Here is a 19,098-nt window from a genome sequence, read left to right on the forward strand (position 1 = left end):
GTGTTCCTTTTGTGCCCTTACCGTCATTCCCTACAATGAGGAACGAATTAGATAGGGAATCTGTTCTTTTGTTAGTTCCAAAGGTCCACGACTCGCTCGTCCCTCACTCTCGAGGATGACGCCATCGAAACCTTATTATTTTCATATACAAAAAGAGCCGCCTAAGCGACTCTTTTTATCAGTAAGTTTGTGTGAAGCTAAGCTGTGACGTGTTGAGTGCGAGGAGGAGGAGGCACGGAGCTTACGTTAGTAAGTGAGTACCTCCGACACTGCAATCATCCGTTACAGCAACGATTCACCAAGCTTAGTCAATTTTACCGTGACACTGTTTATATTTTTTGCCACTTCCGCATGGGCATGGTTCGTTACGACCCACTTTACGCTCATCACGTACTACCGTTTGTGGAGATGCAGCTTCAGCTTCATTATCGCCTAGCTGGTTTTCAGCTGTTGCATGTTGTGCTTTTGCACGACGCGCCGCTTCTTCAGCTTGGGCTTGACGTTGCGCTTCCATCTTTTCAACTTCTTCTTGTTGCTGAACGCGAACTTTAGAAAGAATGGTAACAACGTCTGTTTTTAGTACATCTAGTAGGCCTTCAAACAGTTCAAACGACTCACGCTTGTACTCTTGTTTCGGGTTCTTCTGAGCATAACCACGAAGGTGGATACCTTGACGAAGGTGATCCATCGCAGCCAAGTGCTCTTTCCAAAGACCATCTAGCGTTTGTAGCATCACAGACTTCTCGAAGTTACGCAGTACTTGAGCACCAACCACTTCTTCTTTCTGTTTGTACGAATCAACCGCCATACCTAGGATTCGTTCACGCAATGCTTCTTCGTAAAGCTTGTCGTCTTCGTCTAACCAACCTTGAATATCAAAGTCTAGATCAAAGTCATTCTTCAGACGATCTTGCAGACCAGCGATATCCCACATATCTTCAAGAGATTGAGGAGCAATGTACTCATCGATAACCGAAGTAAACACGTCTTCACGGTTGTGTTCGATCATTTCGCTGATGTCGTCAGAACTCATCAGTTCGTCACGAAGCTCATAAACCACTTTACGTTGGTCATTGGCTACATCATCGTACTCAAGAAGCTGCTTACGAATATCGAAGTTACGACCTTCAACTTTACGTTGTGCTTTTTCAATTGAGCGAGAAAGCATCTTAGATTCGATCGCTTCGCCTTCGTCCATACCACTTTGGATAAGACCAGCCATACGATCCGATGTAAAGATACGTAACAGAGAATCTTCCATTGATAGGTAGAAACGAGAAGAACCCGCATCACCTTGACGACCAGAACGACCACGTAGCTGGTTATCGATACGGCGAGATTCATGACGCTCAGTACCAATAATGTGCAGACCACCTGACTCAAGTACTTTATCGTGGATGATTCTCCAATCAGCTTTGATCTTATCGATCTGCTCTTTGGTTGGATTCTCTAGCTTCTCAACTTGTGCCTGCCAGCTACCACCTAACACGATATCGGTACCACGACCAGCCATGTTAGTTGCGATAGTTACCGCACTCGGCATACCAGCTTGTGCAACGATCTCTGCTTCCATTTCGTGGAATTTAGCATTTAGAACGCTGTGCTTAATTTTTGCTTTTTTCAGTGCGTTAGACAGTAGTTCAGACTTCTCGATAGAAACCGTACCAACCAATGATGGTTGACCAGCTGCTACACGGTCTTTGATGTCTTCAATGATCGCATTGAACTTGTCTTCTTCAGTACGATAAACCACATCTGGCATATCGTTACGAACCATTGGCTTGTTGGTTGGGATAACCACAGTTTCTAGGCCGTAGATAGACTGGAATTCGAAAGCTTCAGTATCGGCAGTACCTGTCATACCTGACAGTTTTTCGTATAGACGGAAGAAGTTCTGGAATGTAATCGATGCTAGAGTCTGGTTTTCATTCTGAATCTTCACACCTTCTTTAGCTTCAACAGCTTGGTGTAAACCTTCAGACCAACGACGACCTGGCATAGTACGACCAGTATGTTCATCAACGATAACCACTTCGCCTTCTTCAGTAACGATGTAGTCGACGTCTTTCTCAAACAATACGTGTGCACGAAGCGCTGCATTAACATGGTGCAATAGGCTGATGTTTGTTGGAGAGTAAAGCGTATCGCCCTCTTCCATCAGGCCGTTTTTCACCATTAGCTCTTCTACAAATTCTTGACCGTTTTCAGTCAGGTGAACCTGCTTCGACTTCTCGTCCATGGTGTAGTGACCTTCACCACGGTACTCTTCAGAATCTTCTTTATCTTGGCGCTCAAGGTTCGGAATTAACGTGTTAATACGCGTGTAAAGGTCTGAGCTATCTTCAGCAGGGCCAGAGATAATAAGTGGTGTACGAGCTTCATCAATTAAAATTGAGTCAACTTCATCGACAACAGCGAAGAAGCGTTCACGTTGAACACGATCTTCAGCACGGAAAGCCATGTTGTCACGTAGGTAGTCGAAACCAAACTCGTTGTTTGTTCCGTATAGGATATCCGCTTGGTACGCTTCTTTCTTCTCTGGTGGAGCCATGTTTGGCACGTTCACGCCAACGGTCATACCAAGGAATTCAAATAATGGGCGGTTTGTTTCCGCATCACGTTTCGCTAGGTAGTCGTTCACCGTTACTACGTGAACACCTTTGCTAGGTAGGGCGTTAAGATAAGCTGGTAAGGTTGCTGTAAGAGTCTTACCTTCACCAGTACGCATTTCTGCAATTTGGCCAGCATTTAGAACCATGCCACCAATCATTTGCACGTCAAAGTGACGCATGCCGTAAACACGCTTAGACGCTTCACGTACCGTAGCAAATGCTTCCGGTAGAAGTTGGTCTAGCGATTCACCTTTATCTAAGCGCTCACGAAACTCAACCGTTTTTGCTTTTAGCTCTTCGTCTGAAAGTGCTTCAAACGTTGGTTCGTAGTTATTAATTTCTTTTACAATTTTTCTAAGGCGGCGCAGTGTTCTGTCATTGCGACTGCCAATTACCTTTGTCAGCAGCTTAGTAATCATGTGCTTGGAATCTCTTCGTTCTCAGATCGTCCGCGATCTATTTTAAATGCCGTCAGTCTCTACTAGCTATGAACTAGTCTTCAGTTACTAACCAAGGATACTGAGATAAATCTAGTATCTTTGATATTGTACTTGAGAGTAGAGTTTTCAAGGCTTGAGTTAAAATTAATGCCCTTTAGTGTAAGTAATTTTCACACCAACGACCATTAATAACCCCATTTGTTTGATGTGCTTGGAACTTTTCTTTCTAATTGCTGACGGATTAGCCAGACTGTAGCCCATTGGTAGTCAACTTTCGGATGTTGACAACACTGTATCTGGAAAGTAGATACAAAAAAACCAGGTCAATGACCTGGTTTTCGAAATCTTATATTGTTGTAAACAACAATTACGCTAGAACCATTCCTGGCTCAGCAAATGCAACAGGAGAGCCTACTTCCTCTTCGAATGTTGCCCATTCCCAAGCTTCTGCGTCAGCAAGTACTGCACGTAGTAGTTGATTGTTTAGGCCGTGACCTGATTTGTATGCACGGAACTCACCAATAATAGCGTGTCCACACATATACAAGTCACCAATCGCATCGAGTACTTTGTGAGTTACGAACTCATTGTCAAAACGTAAACCTTCTTCATTAAGAATTCGGTATTCGTCTAGAACGATAGCATTATCGAAGCTACCGCCAAGTACTAGGTTTTGAGATTGTAGATACTCAATATCACGCATGAAACCGAAAGTACGAGCGCGAGAGATCTCTTTCACAAAGCCTTGTGAAGAGAAATCAAACAACAAACGTTGCTCATCAGATTCAATTGCTGGGTGGTTAAAGTCGATCTCAAAGTCCATGCGGAAGCCGTTAAATGGAACAAATTCTGCCCACTTATCGCCATCTTCAAAACGGATAGGCTTTTTGATACGAATAAAACGCTTCGCTGCATTCAGTGTTTCTACACCTGCTTGCTGTAGCAAGTATACGAATGGGCTTGCGCTACCATCCATAATTGGGATCTCAGGAGCATCTACTTCAACAATAATGTTATCGATGCCCATACCCGCTAGAGCTGCGTTAAGGTGTTCCACTGTAGAGATACGTACGCCTTCGTCATTAACAAGAGCTGTACATAGCATAGTGTCACGAACTGACGCTGGATCAGCTGGAAAATCTACAGGTGGATTTACATCTGTACGACGATAAACAATGCCTGTATTTGCAGCTGCCGGGCGAAGAGTAAGTGTGACTTTACGACCAGAGTGGAGACCCACACCAGTTGTTTTCACAATTTCTTTCAGAGTACGTTGTCTGATCATCTGCTTGCCTCGTTATCAGTGCTACAAATCACGGTCAGTATTTACCGACCGCGAATTTTACCATTAATTCGACGATAGTCAAATTTTGGGTATTTGTTAATCAGCCTGACGTCGTAAGAATGCTGGAATATCTAAGTATCCACTCTCTTTCTCAGCTTTAGGTGCTGCACTTTGGCTAGCGCCTGTACCTGAAGAAACAGGAGACGTTGTTGGCTGCGGCTTAACTTGAGGTTTAACCTCAGTTTTTTCCTGCAATGGCTGTGCCACTTTCTCTTCCACTTTTGGTGCAGTTTGAGCCGCTACCTGTGGTTGAGGAGTTGTTGCAACCTTAGCTTTACCACCAGCAACTAATGTAATGTCTGGTTTTTTCTCTGTACCGATACCTGTTGCAACAACAGTTACACGGATTTCATCCGTCATATCAGGGTCTAGAGAAGTACCAATCACAACTGTTGCGTTATCAGATGCGAATGCCTTAACTGTATTACCTACTGTTTCGAACTCATCTAGACGCATATCTAGGCCTGCTGTGATGTTCACAAGAACGCCACGCGCGCCAGCTAGGTCGATGTCTTCTAGTAGTGGGCTAGAAATTGCCGTTTCAGCAGCTTCTTCAGCACGGTCTTCACCTTTTGCGATACCGCTACCCATCATTGCATGACCCATCTCAGACATCACGGTGCGAACATCCGCGAAATCGACGTTAATCATACCAGGGCGAGTAATTAGCTCTGCGATACCTTGTACAGCATTTTTAAGTACATCATTTGCACTTGCGAAAGCTTCTAGCAGAGTTACGCCGCGGCCAAGTACTTTAAGTAGCTTCTCATTTGGAATCGTAATTAAAGAATCCACATGTTTAGAAAGCTCTTCAATACCTTGCTCAGCAAACGCTAAACGCTTTTTGCCTTCAAAGCTAAATGGCTTAGTTACCACAGCAACCGTTAGCACACCCAACTCTTTCGCAACTTCAGCAATAACTGGAGCAGCACCTGTACCAGTACCACCGCCCATACCAGCTGCGATAAATACCATATCGGCGCCAGTTAGAACTTCTTTAATTCTTTCTCGATCTTCGAGAGCTGCATCACGGCCTACTTGTGGGTTTGCACCAGCGCCCAAGCCTTTAGTGATATCACCACCAATTTGGATCACGCTGCTCACGCTTGTTTTACGAAGTGCTTGTGCGTCAGTGTTAACACTGATGAACTCTACACCTTCGATTGACTCACGCACCATGTGCTCAACAGCGTTACCGCCACCGCCACCAACTCCAACGACTTTAATTACCGCATCGTCAGACATTTCCATCATCGGTTCAAACATGTGTTATCTCCGTTTTTTCCTGCAACTCAGGTTAAAACTCTTTTTGTATCCAATTACGCAATTTACCAAATAAACCAGACATAGAAGGTGCTGAACGCTTAGGTTCGCTATAATCACCTTCATCACTGATCTGACAATCTCTTGCGTAATGAAGTAAACCAACCGCCGTAGAATGATACGGCTCTTTAACATAGTCAGTTAAGCCACTAACTTCTAACGGCTTACCAACTCGAACTTGATTGCGGAAAACACGTTCCGCACACTCTACCAACCCGTCAATTTGTGCCGCTCCACCAGTGAGAACGACGCCAGCTGCAAGGTGGTGTTTAATACCCTCATCGCGTAGCTGTAATTGAACCGTATCAATAGTTTGGTTAACGAGACCCATAAGTTCAGTGTAACGTGGTTCGATCACTTCCGACAAAGTTTGTCGTTGCAAACTTCTCGATGGGCGACCACCAACACTTGGGACGTTAACAGAGTCATCCTTGCTTACGAGTTCACTCAGAGCGCAACCATGGTTTACTTTTATCTCTTCAGCATCGCTCACTGGCGTGCCGAAAGCGAAGGCAATATCACTGGTTACTGCATTTCCTGCGTAGGAAAAGACTTCTGTGTGTCGAAGTGCGCCGCCAGTCCAAATGGAAATATCCATCGTACCCGCACCGATATCGACCACACACACTCCGAGCTCTCTCTCGTCTTCAGTAATTACCGCATTGCTTGAGGCAAGTCCTGAAAACACGATTTGTTCTACTGTGAGACCACATCGTTCAACAGCTTTAATAATGTTTCTCGCCATGTCGCTATGGCAAGAAATTAGGTGAACACTGACTTCCATTCGAACACCAGATAAGCCAAGTGGGTTCTTAATCCCTTCTTGATAATCAATGGTAAATTCTTGTGGGATCACGTGCAGAATTCTCTGCTCATCACCTATTTTAATTGATTTCGCGGTATGGATCGCTCGATCCATATCGTCTTGAGACACTTCTTCATCAGAGATAGTGCCCATGCCTTTTTCAATTCGGCTTGCGATATGTTTACCCGATAGCGAGATAAATACATTGCTGATTTGGCATTCCGCCATCAACTCTGCTTGATCAATAGCTCGCTGAACCGACTTCACTACCGACTCTAGGTCGTTTACACCACCTTTATCCATACCTCTGGATGGGCTTTGCCCAGAGCCAATGATATTGATTTGACCATCAGGCAATATTTCACCAACCAGAGCTGATATGGTCGCAGTGCCTATATCAAGACCAACGATTATGTTGTCATCTGCGGTCTTAGTCATCTGTGCTCTCTTCTAACTCTTGCTCTGGAAACCAGCCTACAGCGGCTCCCGTATCATACCTGAGGTCGATGTAGCTCACTTGATTCGCTTTACTACCAAGTTCGTTGTAAAGCGAAATAAAGCGTTCAACACGCTCATCTAAAGAATCTTTACCTAGTTCTAAACGGATACCGTTATCTAGGATTATTTGCCAAGCGCGACGCTCATTGAGAACGAGTGAGGTAACGGTTAACCCTAGACTGTTAATCAAAGGGGTTATCTGTCGCCACTTTTCTATCACTTCTTGGCTGGTGCCGTCTGGGCCGTAAAGCTTAACTCTATCACCCTTCAACAGGCCGATATCACCATTAAACACCTGACCATCGTCATTCAGCAGCATGTTGCCGTTCCAGATTGCTGCTGCATGGTACTCAGTCAAAAATACTTTTATTGTGTCTGGCCACTGCTTACGAATGGAGACCACTGAAACCCAAGGTAACGCTTCTAAACTGTCTTGCAACACACCAATGTCTTGCGACATGAATGTTCCGATATGCTCTAGCTCGCTAAACGCATGTTGAACATCACCAGCGGTTACGTAAGTTAAGTCGCCTTGAAGTACTATTTTGGAGAGAGGCAATCGCTGATCGTCCCACATCCAAGTCAGTGTGGTATAGAAAAGAAACCCAATGAAAAGCAATACCATGACAAAAAAAGACCCACCTAAGGCGTGTTTCTTGAGCGACGGTAAACTGAATAGGTGGCGGTTTTCGCTAAAAGTACTTTCTACCAAAGCCCGCATTCCCTGTCGTTGGTTCGCAATTCTATTCCCTATCTTCGTAATAGAGGTAAAAGCACTTACTTTAACCTATGAATTATACTGAGCAAAATCAAACTATCAAACGTTGATAATAAGATTTTTGGTCAATTTTAGGTCAATCGCAAGAAGTGAGCGATTGACCACAGTCTGTAGACAGTATTCTGTTACGCGTTCTGCATTTTATTAATGTCTAACTGTAACGATTCCAACTGCTTCGCCACTCGACCAACATCGCCTGCCCCCTGCGTTAAAACAAGGTCACCGCCTTGAATTACATTGGCTAAAGCCGACGGCAGCGCGTTGATATCGGCAACAAAGATTGGATCTATCTTACCACGCCCGCGAATAGTTCGACTTAATGAACGTCCGTCTGCCCCTGCAATAGGTTTCTCACCTGCAGAATAAACATCTAACAGAATTAGGACATCAACCTGTTCAAGAACGTTCGCGAAATCATCATACAGATCGCGAGTACGGCTATAACGGTGTGGTTGGAAGATCATCACAAGACGTTTATCAGTCCAGCCACTTCGTGCAGCTTGAATCGTCACATCAACTTCGGTTGGGTGATGACCGTAATCATCAACCAACATAGCAACGCCTTTACCTGTTTCGTACTCACCTAGGTGATCGAAACGGCGACCAGTGCCTTCGGTTCCCGCCATCGCTTTTAGAATCGCTTCATCGCTGATGTCATCTTCTGTTGCAACAGCGATCGCCGCTGACGCATTCAGTGCATTGTGACGACCCGGAATATTTAATGTGATATCAAGGTTAGCTTTACCTTCACGTACCACCGTGAACTTACCTTGTTGACCTTCTTGTACGTAGTTCTCAATACGAATATCCGCATCTTCTGAGAAACCGTAAGTAATCACTTGGCGACTTACCTGAGGGATAAGCTCACGCACTACAGGATCATCAACACACATCACAGCCTGACCGTAGAATGGCAGGTTGTGTAAGAAGTCAATAAACGTCTGCTTTAGCGTTTCAAAATCGCCACCGTAGGTATCCATATGATCCGCTTCGATGTTAGTTACGATACTAACCATTGGTTGCAGATGTAAGAATGACGCATCACTCTCATCGGCTTCAGCGATAAGAATACGGCTTGAACCTAAACGTGCGTTAGTGCCTGCACTTTTCACCAAACCACCGTTTACGAAGGTTGGATCTAGGCCTGCTTCCGAGTAAATCTGTGTCACTAGCGCAGTCGTGGTTGTCTTACCGTGCGTACCTGCCACAGCAATGCCGTGACGAAAACGCATCAGCTCAGCCAGCATTTCTGCACGACGAACGATAGGTGTACGCGCTTCACGAGCAGCAATAATTTCTGGATTTTTTTCGTTGATAGCGGTTGAAACCACCACCACACTTGCGTCGGCAACGTTACTTGCTTGGTGACCGATATAAACGGTCGCGCCCTTGCTAACTAAACGATCAGTCACTGGGTTTTGAGCAATATCAGAACCCGTGATCTGGTAACCTTCATTTAGCAAGACTTCAGCAATCCCGCTCATTCCAGCACCACCAATACCAATGAAGTGGATAGATTTAACACGGCGCATCTCTGGCACCATTGCACGGATTTGCGCTAAGTCTTGGGTATGTTCAATCGTCATCAATTCAATCTCATTATTTTGCTAAAGCTTTAATTGCTTCAGCGACGGTCACATCAGCATCAAGCTTGGCTGCTTGACGAGCTTTTGTTGCCATCATTTTTAATTCATTTCTATCAAGCTGAGCGATAGTGTTCGCTAACTTATCAGCCGTCAATTGAGGCTGTTCAATCATTAACGCTGCTCCACATTCAACTAAGTGGTCGGCATTCAACGCTTGTTGCCTATCTTTATGCATAAACGGAACGAAGATAGAACCAACACCTGCTGCAGATACTTCTGATACGGTTAATGCCCCTGACCGACACACTAATAGATCTGCCCACTCATAAGCTTGCGCCACATCATCAATAAATTCAGTCACTTGTACATTATCTACAGAATGTGATTTGTATTGTTCAATCACTTGCTGTTGATTGTTTTTACCGGCTTGGTGCATCACAGTAAAACCAGCGCCTAACTGAGCCAATGTCAAAGGCAGTGTATCATTTAGGATTTTAGCGCCTTGGCTACCACCCATAACCAAAATGCGGATGTCACCATCACGCTCAGCCATGCGTTGATCGGGTTCAGTTAAGGCAACAACATCTTCGCGTACTGGGTTACCCACGACATCTGCAGTAGGAAACGCACCCGGAAAAGCTTGGAAAACCTTTTTAGCAATCTTAGACAGCCATTGGTTGGTTAAACCTGCCACTGCATTTTGTTCATGCAGAACTACTGGAATACCAGACAACCAAGCCGCGATACCACCGGGACCACTCACGTAACCACCCATGCCGAGCACCACATCAGGCTGCCATGCTTTAATGTGTTGTCTTGCTTGAAGTATGGCATTAATAATCTGGAACGGCGCTTTAATTAGCTTGCTAATGCCTTGACCACGAAGGCCTTTCACCTTGATGAAGTCGATCTCAATACCATGCTTTGGCACCAAATCCGCTTCCATTCTGTCTGCAGTTCCTAACCAGCGAATTTCCCAGCCTTGTTGCTGAAGCTTTTTAGCCACGGCTAAGCCAGGGAAAACGTGACCGCCAGTACCACCAGCCATCACTAAAAGTTTTTTGTTTTTTGTCATCACGTTAGATTCTTATTCTACTAATTCGTTTTGATTATCGGCTTGTTCTTTTTGTTGTATCCGGCACTCGTGATCGATACGCAGCAACATAGAAACCGCCACCGACATCACGATAAGACTTGAACCACCATAACTGATCAACGGTAAGGTTAGACCTTTGGTCGGGACGATACCTGAAGCAGCACCCACATTAACAAGCGTCTGAAAAGCAAACCAAATGCCGATGCCAAATGCCAGGTAGCCACTGAACACTTGGTCATTTTCAAAGGCCTTTTTACCAATAAGAATGGCTTTAAAAACCAAGCTAAAGATCAGCATCAACACCAAGGTTACGCCAACAAAACCCAATTCTTCTGCCAACACAGCAAATACAAAATCGGTGTGCGCTTCGGGTAGGTATTCGAGCTTTTGAATTGAGTTACCAAGCCCTTGCCCCATCCAATCACCACGGCCGAACGCCATCAATGACTGAGTTAACTGGTAACCACTACCGAAAGGGTCGTTCCAAGGTTCCCAGAATGAGGTAACACGTCGAACACGGTAAGGCTCTATAACAATCAAGCCGACGACTGCGGCAATACCCGCCACCATCAAGGCGATAAACTGTGAAAGCTTGGCACCAGCAATGAATAGCATGCCAAACAAAGTAACTAGCATTACGACTACGGTACCTAAATCGGGCTGGCCCAATAGCAACACGGCAAAGGCGCCAAACACCATGATGGGTTTGGCAAAACCACCGAAGAAGGTTTTTCTCACTTCGTCCTGTTTACGAACCAAGTAGCCCGCCATAAAGATAAACAGCGATAACTTGGCTACCTCAGCAGGTTGTAAGTTAAATAACCCTAATGGGATCCAACGCGATGCGCCGTTAACCGATTTACCGACGGCTAATACCACAATCAGCAAGAAAAAGGATAAGCCCAGTAGATACATACTGTATTGAAACCAGCGCTGCATAGGGATTTGCAATATGACGCTGGAGACACCTAATGCCAACACAAGGAAGATGGCATGACGGAACATAAAGTGAAACGGCTGATCGGTTAAACGAGCACTGATTGGGAACGAAGCCGACGTTACCATTACCAAACCCGTCAGCATCAGTCCAAGAGCAATCCATACCAATTGACGATCATAGAGCGCCTCTGGTGTGGCACGGTTAAGCCATTGCCAAATAGATTGATTGATCTCTTTCACTCTTTGCACTGAATGTTAGTCCTTCAACACGTTAGGCATACTCATGAGCAAGTTCAGTGAACGCATCACCTCTTGCCATGAAGTTATTAAATTGATCGAAGCTTGCGCACGCAGGAGACAGCATCACCATATCCCCAGCCACAAGCTGTGGTGAGATGGATTCGATTATCTGCTGCATGGTATCGAACTTTTGTGCAGATGGGTGTAGAGGCATGAATTGATCGGCATCTTCACCAAAACAACACAGTTGAACGCGTACTAGTTGCGACAACACAGGCTTAAGCTCACTGAAGTCGGCACCTTTACCAACCCCGCCAACCAGAAGATACAAAGTACCTTGGCACTCTAAGCCCGACAGAGCCGCTAATGTACTGGCTACGTTGGTCGCTTTTGAGTCGTTAACCCATTTAATTTCGTGTTTGTCAGCCACTACTTGGCAACGATGCGTTAAACCATTATAGGCTTTCAGGGCTTCAAGGCTTTTTCTGTAATCGATACCGACTTGTTTAAGCAGTGCTAGCGAGACTAACGCATTTGCCACATTGTGACGTCCAACCAATGTTAAATCTTGGGTAGAAAGTACAGGTCTACCGTTGTCCATTAGCCATTCGGTACCATCAACTGTCGCGACACCAAACTCTTGGTCGTCGAGCCCGAATGTTACTAATGACATGCTGTGGTCTGGATACGTCTCTTTATCGTCGCGGTTTACAATCGCATATTGAGCATTGTTAAAGATTCTTAGCTTGGCATCGCGGTAGTCGGCCATGCCTTGATAACGATCCATATGATCTTCAGACAGGTTCAGAAATGCTGCTGCTGCTAAGTTTAGGCTTGATGTTGTCTCTAACTGAAAACTTGAAAGCTCAAGAACATATAAATCAGCATTAAGCTCTAAAAGTTCTAAGGCAGGGATACCAATATTGCCACCCACACCGACATTCAAACCCGCAGCCTTTGCAAGTACACCAGTAAGGTCGGTCACGGTGCTCTTGCCATTAGAACCTGTTATTGCCACTACGGGTTTGTCTACCGCCCAGCCAAACAGTTCAATATCGCCAACAACCGGAGTTCCCGCTTGAATAACATCTTGTATTTCAGGGGTCGCTAAGGCGATACCTGGGTTAGCAACCACCAAATCAGCTTCCGCTAACCATTGGCTATTCCAACTACCAGAATGTAGTTCTACCGACTCAGGTAAAGATTCCTTTCCTGGTGGTAGCTCTCGAGTATCAATCACCTTCACATGAGTGTGAGGCTGATATTTTACGAGATGTTTAACGACAGAGAGCCCGGTAATACCGAGCCCCACAACCACTACATTTTGAATATTTTGCCAACGTTCCATTTAAACAAGATGCTCTTAATAGTTTTAAAGAGCCTCTATGACAGAGGCTCACATAGGATTAACGAACTTTCAGTGTCGCTAGGCCAACCAGTACTAATACCATTGAGATGATCCAGAAGCGCACGATTACGCGCGGCTCAGGCCAACCTTTAAGTTCATAGTGGTGATGAATCGGTGCCATGCGGAAAATACGCTGGCCACGCAATTTGTAAGAGCCTACCTGCAGGATTACTGACAGGGTCTCCATTACAAACACACCGCCCATGATAACCAGTACCAACTCTTGGCGAACCAACACAGCAATCACACCCAGAGCACCACCTAGTGCTAGAGAGCCAACATCGCCCATGAATACTTGTGCTGGGTAGGTGTTGAACCATAGGAAACCAAGTCCAGCACCAACTATGGCAGTACATACAACCACAAGCTCAGAAGTGTATGGGATGTATGGAATGTGTAGATATGCTGCGAAGTTAACGTTACCTGTCGCCCAAGCAATCACAGCAAAACCAGCAGCAACCATAACCGTTGGCATAATCGCCAAGCCATCTAGGCCGTCTGTTAGGTTCACCGCGTTACTGGTACCCACAATAACAAAATAAGTCAGTACGATGTACAATAAACCTAATTGTGGCATCACATCTTTAAAGAAAGGAACAACCAATTGGGTTGCCGCAGTATCGTGCCCGTGAGCATACAGCGCAAACGCCACAACCAGTGCAATAGCCGATTGCCAGAAGTATTTCCAACGCGCAATCAAGCCATCTGTGTTTTTACGAACCACTTTACGGTAGTCATCAACAAAGCCAACCGCACCGTAACCGCCAAGGACAACCAATACAGCCCAAACGTAAGGGTTAGAAAGATCAGCCCACATTAATACCGTAATAATGATGGCAGCTAGGATCATCACGCCACCCATGGTAGGTGTGCCACGTTTGCTAAAGTGAGATTCAGGGCCGTCGTTACGAACAACTTGGCCAATTTGTAGCATTTGCAGACGCTCGATTAAACGAGGTCCCATCCACAGCGACAGGCATAAAGCCGTCAAAATACTCGCGATTGCACGAAACGATAGGTATTCGAACAAACGGAAAAAAGAAAAGTGTGGCTGTAGTAGCTCTGCAAGCCAAATTATCATGAAAAGTTCTCCTTTAAAGCAGCGGCTATTTTACTCATTCCTGCACTATTAGCGCCTTTTACCAACAAGGTATGCGACGCGTTTTCTGGCAAGCTTAAGTGCTGCTCTATGTGCGCGAACATCGCTTGATGCGTTGCAAAGTGGGTACCATTACAGACCTCACTAATCACCTTGGTATCATCACCGTAAGTGAGTACATGCTCAAAAGCGAATGGGGCAGCATATTCACCGACTTGACGGTGAAGTGCAAGGCTTTCGTCGCCTAATTCAGCCATATTGCCTAAAATCAACCAACGTTGACCTTTGAAGCTCGACAGCAGTTTAGCTGCCGCTTTCATCGCAGGTACGCTGGCGTTGTAACTGTCATCTATCAGCTTGATATTCTGACTTAATTGTTGAACCTCAACTCGTCCTTTGACAGAGATAAGATTTGCTAAACCATTTTTCACTTCATCTAGCGTGGCGCCAAATTGGATGCTCAACGCCGCTGCTGCTAATGCATTCGCTACGTTATGTTGACCGATAATACCGAGCTCAACCGGCATAGCGCCTTGCGGAGTTTGCATCTCAAAGCAGGCTTCACCCTGCTCATTAATACCAATGTTCTTAGCAAAGTAATCTGCATTGCTGTCGCTTTCTGAAAATGTCAGTACCGTTTTATCGGCAAGTACTTCATTCCAAAAGTCACCACCGTTGCTATCTAAATTAACAATAGCAGCATCACCGGCAGCAAGCCCTTGAAAAATTTCACCTTTCGCTTTTTTAACACCATCAATTGAGCCAAAGCCCTCTAGATGCGCGGCTGCGACGTTATTAACTAAGGCCACCTGTGGTTTCACAAGTTGCGTAGTATAGGCGATTTCACCAATATGGTTCGCACCCAGTTCTATCACGGCATAGTCGTCATTTGGTTCACTGCGCAGTAAGGTTAGTGGTACTCCAATATCATTATTGAAGTTACCCGCCGTATACAGCACCTTGCCACGTTGTTGCAGAATGCTCGCCACCATCTCTTTGACGGTCGTTTTGCCACAGCTTCCTGTTATCGCCATGGTTGGCACGTCACATTGTTTGTGGATCCAAGCACTTAGCTGACCTAAAGCAAGTTTAGTGTCTTCAACAACAACTTGAGTAATATTTAGGTCAAGTTTTCGTTCGACTAACAACGCACTCGCATTTGCCTCAACCGCTTGATGACAAAAGTCATGCGCATCAAAGCGTTCTCCAACAAGAGCGACAAACAATGCGCCTTCTTCAACGGTGCGAGTGTCGGTAGAAACGGCATTAATTACGGCATTGTTTGAGTTACTAGACTCAATCAACTCACCGCTGACCGCAGAACAAATCTGTTCGAGTGATACATCAATCATTATGAAATACCTAAAAGTTGAAGCGCAGACTCTCGGTCTGAGTAATGTACCGTTTTGTCTTTCAATACTTGGTAATCCTCATGGCCTTTACCAGCCAAAAGAATAATGTCATTGCTGTCTGCCTGTTCAAGCGCGAACTTAACCGCTTGGTAGCGATCGTGTTCCACAAATGCAGATTCAGGTTTGCTTAAGCCTGACAGCATGTCTTGGACAATCAAGGCAGGAGCTTCGCTACGAGGGTTGTCATCTGAAATAATGATTTTATCGGCGAACTGCTCTGCGGTCGCTGCCATCATAGGGCGTTTACCAGTGTCACGGTCACCGCCGCAGCCAAAGATAGCCCACAGTTTTCCAGAACAATGAACACGCAATGCTGCTAATGCTTTTTCTAAAGCGTCTGGCGTATGCGCGTAATCGACAACCACTTTTGCTTTGCTCGGCACTTGGAACAGTTCCATGCGACCAATCACAGGTTGTAGCTGAGGCGCAGTGTCGACCAAGGTTTGCTTATCGATACCTAATGACAGCAAGGTCGTAAAGGCAACCAATACGTTTGATGCGTTGAACTGACCAATCAGTGGAACCGAAAGATCGCCTTGTCCCCAACTACCATCAAAAGAGAGCTTAATCCCAGTTTCTGCATAGGCAACGTCAGATGCCCATACCGACTGCTGGTAGCCCGTTAATGGAAGTAATGAAACAGCAATCGCACTCGATAAATCTGTCATCCAAGCTTTACCTACTTCGTCATCAACGTTTATGACAGCGTGATTGCATTTGTGCTCAGTAAACAGGCTCTTCTTAGCCAAAGCGTACTCTTCCATCGTGCCATGGTAATCAAGATGATCACGGCTCAAATTCGTGAATACACCTACTTCGAAGTCCAAGGCTTTAACTCGACCTTGCACCAAACCATGAGAAGATATTTCCATTGCTGTATAAACGGCGTTTTCTTCAGCCAACTCACTCAGTGTGCGTTGTATTTCGATGGCACTGCCTGTGGTATTCGCCGCCGTTTTAAGGTTACCTAGAAAACCGTTACCCGTGGTGCCCATTACTGCCGAACGTTGGCCGACTAAATCAAGCCACTGAGCAATCAATTGGGTGATGGTGGTTTTGCCATTGGTGCCGGTAACACCAATCAACTTAGTCGCTTGAGACGAGTAAACACGGCCGGCCAACTCAGATAACACCAAGTTAAGGTCTTTAATGTAAATGACCGGAACAGTACCCAACCACTCAATCAGACCATGGGGCTTTTCAGCATCGGCCTGTGCAATAACAGCATGAGCTCCCTGTGTGACCGCTCTGTCAATGAAACGACGGCCATCGACAGCATGTCCGACTACAGCAACAAAAATATCACCGTCCTTGATCGCACGGCTATCCAACTCCAACTGCTCAACAGCAATCGCATCTAGCTCAGAAGAACCGAAGTCTCCCCAAGGAGAAAGTAAAGATGACAGCGTGAGGCTATTACTCATATTGAATCCTGATTGGCTCTATTCTTGAAATTTGTTTTCATCAGCAGGGACATTAAGTATTTGCAGTGCACCCTTCATGATTTCAGAAAAAACGGGGGCTGCGACTGAACCGCCATAGTAAAGGTCACCTTGAGGCTCGTTAACCACAACAACCAGCGCCACTCTAGGGTCACTGACTGGGGCAAAGCCAGATGTAATAGCGATATATTCATCGCTGTACCCACCAGCTTCTGCTTTACGAGATGTACCTGTTTTTGCTGCTACTCGGTAACCCGGCACAGCAGCTCTCGTTGCCGTACCACCCTTTTGAGTTACCCCTTCTAGCATTTGCAGAACCAGCTCAGCGTTCTCACGCTTGATGATCTGCTTAGAGAAATCTTGGTCGTTACTTTTGATGATGTGAATTGGTTCATACATACCTTTGTTAGCTAACGTTGCGTAAGCATGAGCCAATTGAAGTGGCGTAACTGCTAATCCATAACCAAATGCCAAGGTAGCGATTTCAAACTTAGACCAGCGACGACGGTTCGGGAAAATACCCGCCGTTTCCCCCACCAGGTTCAATCCTGACATCTCACCTAAACCGACAGAGCTGTACATCCCAAGCAAGGCTTCAAGTGGCATATCAAGCGCTAACTTCGCTACACCGATATTACTCGATTTTTTGAGGATCAACGCTAAATCAGCTTTGCCGACTTTCGACGTATCACGTACGCGACTGCCACCAATCTGCATGATACCATTACCTGTATCAATGATGGTTTCCGCGTCTGCCGTCCCATTCTCCAGTGCCGCTAACACCACGAAAGGTTTTACTGTCGAACCAGGCTCCATGGCATCAGTGAGCACGCGGTTTCGCATCTTAAAGCTTTGTAAGTCAGAGCGGTTGTTCGGGTTGTAAGACGGTGCATTGACCATGGCTAACACTGCGCCCGTCTTGACATCGAGTAACACTGCAGAGCCCGAAGTCGCCTTATGATCGGCTACAGCTTGCTTGATCGCTCGATAAGCTATCGCTTGTAATCGTTGATCGATTGTGAGCTCGAGTGGCTTACCTTCTTCACGCTCTTCTAAAGCAATGTTTTCAACAACGCGTCCATAGCGGTCTTTACGAATCGTTCGCTTACCCGCCTCGCCCGTAAGCCATTTGTCGTAGCTGCGCTCAACACCTTCTAGGCCGTGCCCATCAATCCCGGTAACGCCGATAAGGTGCGCGCTGACTTCGCCTGCAGGGTAGTAACGTCGAGATTCAGCTTTCAGACCAATACCCACTAGCTTCAGATCGCGAATATATTTAGCCATCGCAGGGCTAACTTGTCTTTGCAGGTAAATAAATCGACGGGATTTGTTGCTAGAGATCTTGTCGATCATTGATTGTCGTTCTAACCCAAGCACATCAGCTAGCGCATACCAACGATCAATGTTGGCCATGCCGTTTTTGTCAAAAATCGTTTTTGGATCAGCCCATACCGCCTCAACAGGAACACTCACAGCAAGCGGCTCGCCATTGCGGTCTGAAATAATACCGCGAGCAGAAGGAATGGCCTTAACACGTACTGAACGAAGGTCGCCCTGACGAATTAAGTTATCTGGTTCAATAATTTGAATGTAAGCCACACGGCCAACCAGTGCGGCAAAGGCAAGAAACACGAAAGCAATAACGACGTTAAAACGCCATTTAATAAGAATTGGATCCGAATCCTTTTCGCTCTTCACACGCTCTTTCGTTGATTTCTTAACGGTTTTTGCGGGTGCTTTTTCCTTTTTACCGGTCATTTCAGTGTGATCACAACTTCTTTGTCAGAGTCTGGACGTTTCATGTCTAGCTCTCTTTTTGCCGATGCTTGAACGCGACTGTGTTCAGCCAGAGCCGTCTCTTCAAGCATTAAATTTCGCCACTCATCATCAAGCTGTTCTCGCTCCACCAATGCCATGTCTTTTTGAGTGATCGCCTGACGTGACATATGTGTCGTAAGAACGACCCCCATCGCACTTGCAAAGATACAGATAAGAAGCATCAATGGGATCTTACCCACGGAGATCAAATCAAAAAATATTATCTTGGCTAAGTTAGGTTTGGAGGTCTTCATTGA

General features: G+C 45.7%; 14 protein-coding genes. All 14 read right to left on the reverse strand.

Annotated elements, in window-relative coordinates:
- Positions 1 to 304: 304 nt before the first annotated feature.
- Positions 305 to 3,031 carry a preprotein translocase subunit SecA gene (gene secA, locus L4C44_RS15265; RefSeq protein WP_061019049.1) on the reverse strand — a complete coding sequence of 909 codons (2,727 nt, stop codon included), beginning with the start codon at positions 3,029 to 3,031 and terminating at the stop codon, positions 305 to 307.
- A gap of 388 nt (positions 3,032 to 3,419) precedes the next feature.
- Complete coding sequence (lpxC, locus tag L4C44_RS15270) at positions 3,420 to 4,337, reverse strand: UDP-3-O-acyl-N-acetylglucosamine deacetylase (protein ID WP_010434751.1); 918 nt, start codon at positions 4,335 to 4,337, stop codon at positions 3,420 to 3,422.
- Between the two features lie 96 nt (positions 4,338 to 4,433).
- Positions 4,434 to 5,663, reverse strand: coding sequence for a cell division protein FtsZ (gene ftsZ, locus L4C44_RS15275; protein WP_146490529.1), 1,230 nt, complete (start codon positions 5,661 to 5,663; stop codon positions 4,434 to 4,436).
- 31 nt (positions 5,664 to 5,694) lie between these two features.
- Positions 5,695 to 6,963: a cell division protein FtsA gene (ftsA, locus tag L4C44_RS15280; RefSeq protein WP_010434747.1), complete on the reverse strand. Its 1,269-nt coding sequence runs from the start codon at positions 6,961 to 6,963 to the stop codon at positions 5,695 to 5,697.
- Positions 6,956 to 7,648: a cell division protein FtsQ/DivIB gene (locus L4C44_RS15285; RefSeq protein ID WP_017059290.1), complete on the reverse strand. Its 693-nt coding sequence runs from the start codon at positions 7,646 to 7,648 to the stop codon at positions 6,956 to 6,958. Before L4C44_RS15285 ends, ftsA begins: the two co-directional genes overlap by 8 nt.
- 278 nt (positions 7,649 to 7,926) lie before the next feature.
- Positions 7,927 to 9,387: a UDP-N-acetylmuramate--L-alanine ligase gene (murC, locus tag L4C44_RS15290; protein WP_146490528.1), complete on the reverse strand. Its 1,461-nt coding sequence runs from the start codon at positions 9,385 to 9,387 to the stop codon at positions 7,927 to 7,929.
- A gap of 13 nt (positions 9,388 to 9,400) precedes the next feature.
- Complete coding sequence (murG, locus tag L4C44_RS15295; protein ID WP_428805358.1) at positions 9,401 to 10,462, reverse strand: undecaprenyldiphospho-muramoylpentapeptide beta-N-acetylglucosaminyltransferase; 1,062 nt, start codon at positions 10,460 to 10,462, stop codon at positions 9,401 to 9,403.
- A 12-nt stretch (positions 10,463 to 10,474) separates the two neighbouring features.
- Positions 10,475 to 11,671 (reverse strand): cell division protein FtsW, encoded by a 1,197-nt coding sequence (gene ftsW / locus L4C44_RS15300; RefSeq protein WP_146490526.1) that lies wholly within the window; start codon positions 11,669 to 11,671, stop codon positions 10,475 to 10,477.
- 22 nt (positions 11,672 to 11,693) lie between these two features.
- A complete protein-coding gene (gene murD, locus L4C44_RS15305) occupies positions 11,694 to 13,010 on the reverse strand; it encodes a UDP-N-acetylmuramoyl-L-alanine--D-glutamate ligase (RefSeq protein WP_285955147.1) in 1,317 nt (438 codons plus the stop codon).
- Between the two features lie 58 nt (positions 13,011 to 13,068).
- Positions 13,069 to 14,151 carry a phospho-N-acetylmuramoyl-pentapeptide-transferase gene (gene mraY, locus L4C44_RS15310; RefSeq protein WP_048658030.1) on the reverse strand — a complete coding sequence of 361 codons (1,083 nt, stop codon included), beginning with the start codon at positions 14,149 to 14,151 and terminating at the stop codon, positions 13,069 to 13,071.
- The gene (locus L4C44_RS15315) at positions 14,148 to 15,521 is read right to left on the reverse strand and encodes a UDP-N-acetylmuramoyl-tripeptide--D-alanyl-D-alanine ligase (RefSeq protein ID WP_146490524.1); all 1,374 of its coding nucleotides are present in this window, start codon (positions 15,519 to 15,521) and stop codon (positions 14,148 to 14,150) included. Before L4C44_RS15315 ends, mraY begins: the two co-directional genes overlap by 4 nt.
- Positions 15,521 to 17,005 (reverse strand): UDP-N-acetylmuramoyl-L-alanyl-D-glutamate--2,6-diaminopimelate ligase, encoded by a 1,485-nt coding sequence (murE, locus tag L4C44_RS15320; RefSeq protein WP_146490523.1) that lies wholly within the window; start codon positions 17,003 to 17,005, stop codon positions 15,521 to 15,523. The genes L4C44_RS15315 and murE overlap by 1 nt, the downstream gene beginning before the upstream one ends.
- An 18-nt stretch (positions 17,006 to 17,023) precedes the next feature.
- A complete protein-coding gene (locus tag L4C44_RS15325) occupies positions 17,024 to 18,781 on the reverse strand; it encodes a penicillin-binding transpeptidase domain-containing protein (protein ID WP_146490522.1) in 1,758 nt (585 codons plus the stop codon).
- Positions 18,778 to 19,095, reverse strand: coding sequence for a cell division protein FtsL (gene ftsL / locus L4C44_RS15330; protein WP_061019056.1), 318 nt, complete (start codon positions 19,093 to 19,095; stop codon positions 18,778 to 18,780). The genes L4C44_RS15325 and ftsL overlap by 4 nt, the downstream gene beginning before the upstream one ends.
- Positions 19,096 to 19,098: the final 3 nt, after the last annotated feature.

The sequence above is a fragment of the Vibrio satsumensis genome (assembly GCF_050337435.1).
Taxonomy (GTDB): domain Bacteria; phylum Pseudomonadota; class Gammaproteobacteria; order Enterobacterales; family Vibrionaceae; genus Vibrio; species Vibrio satsumensis.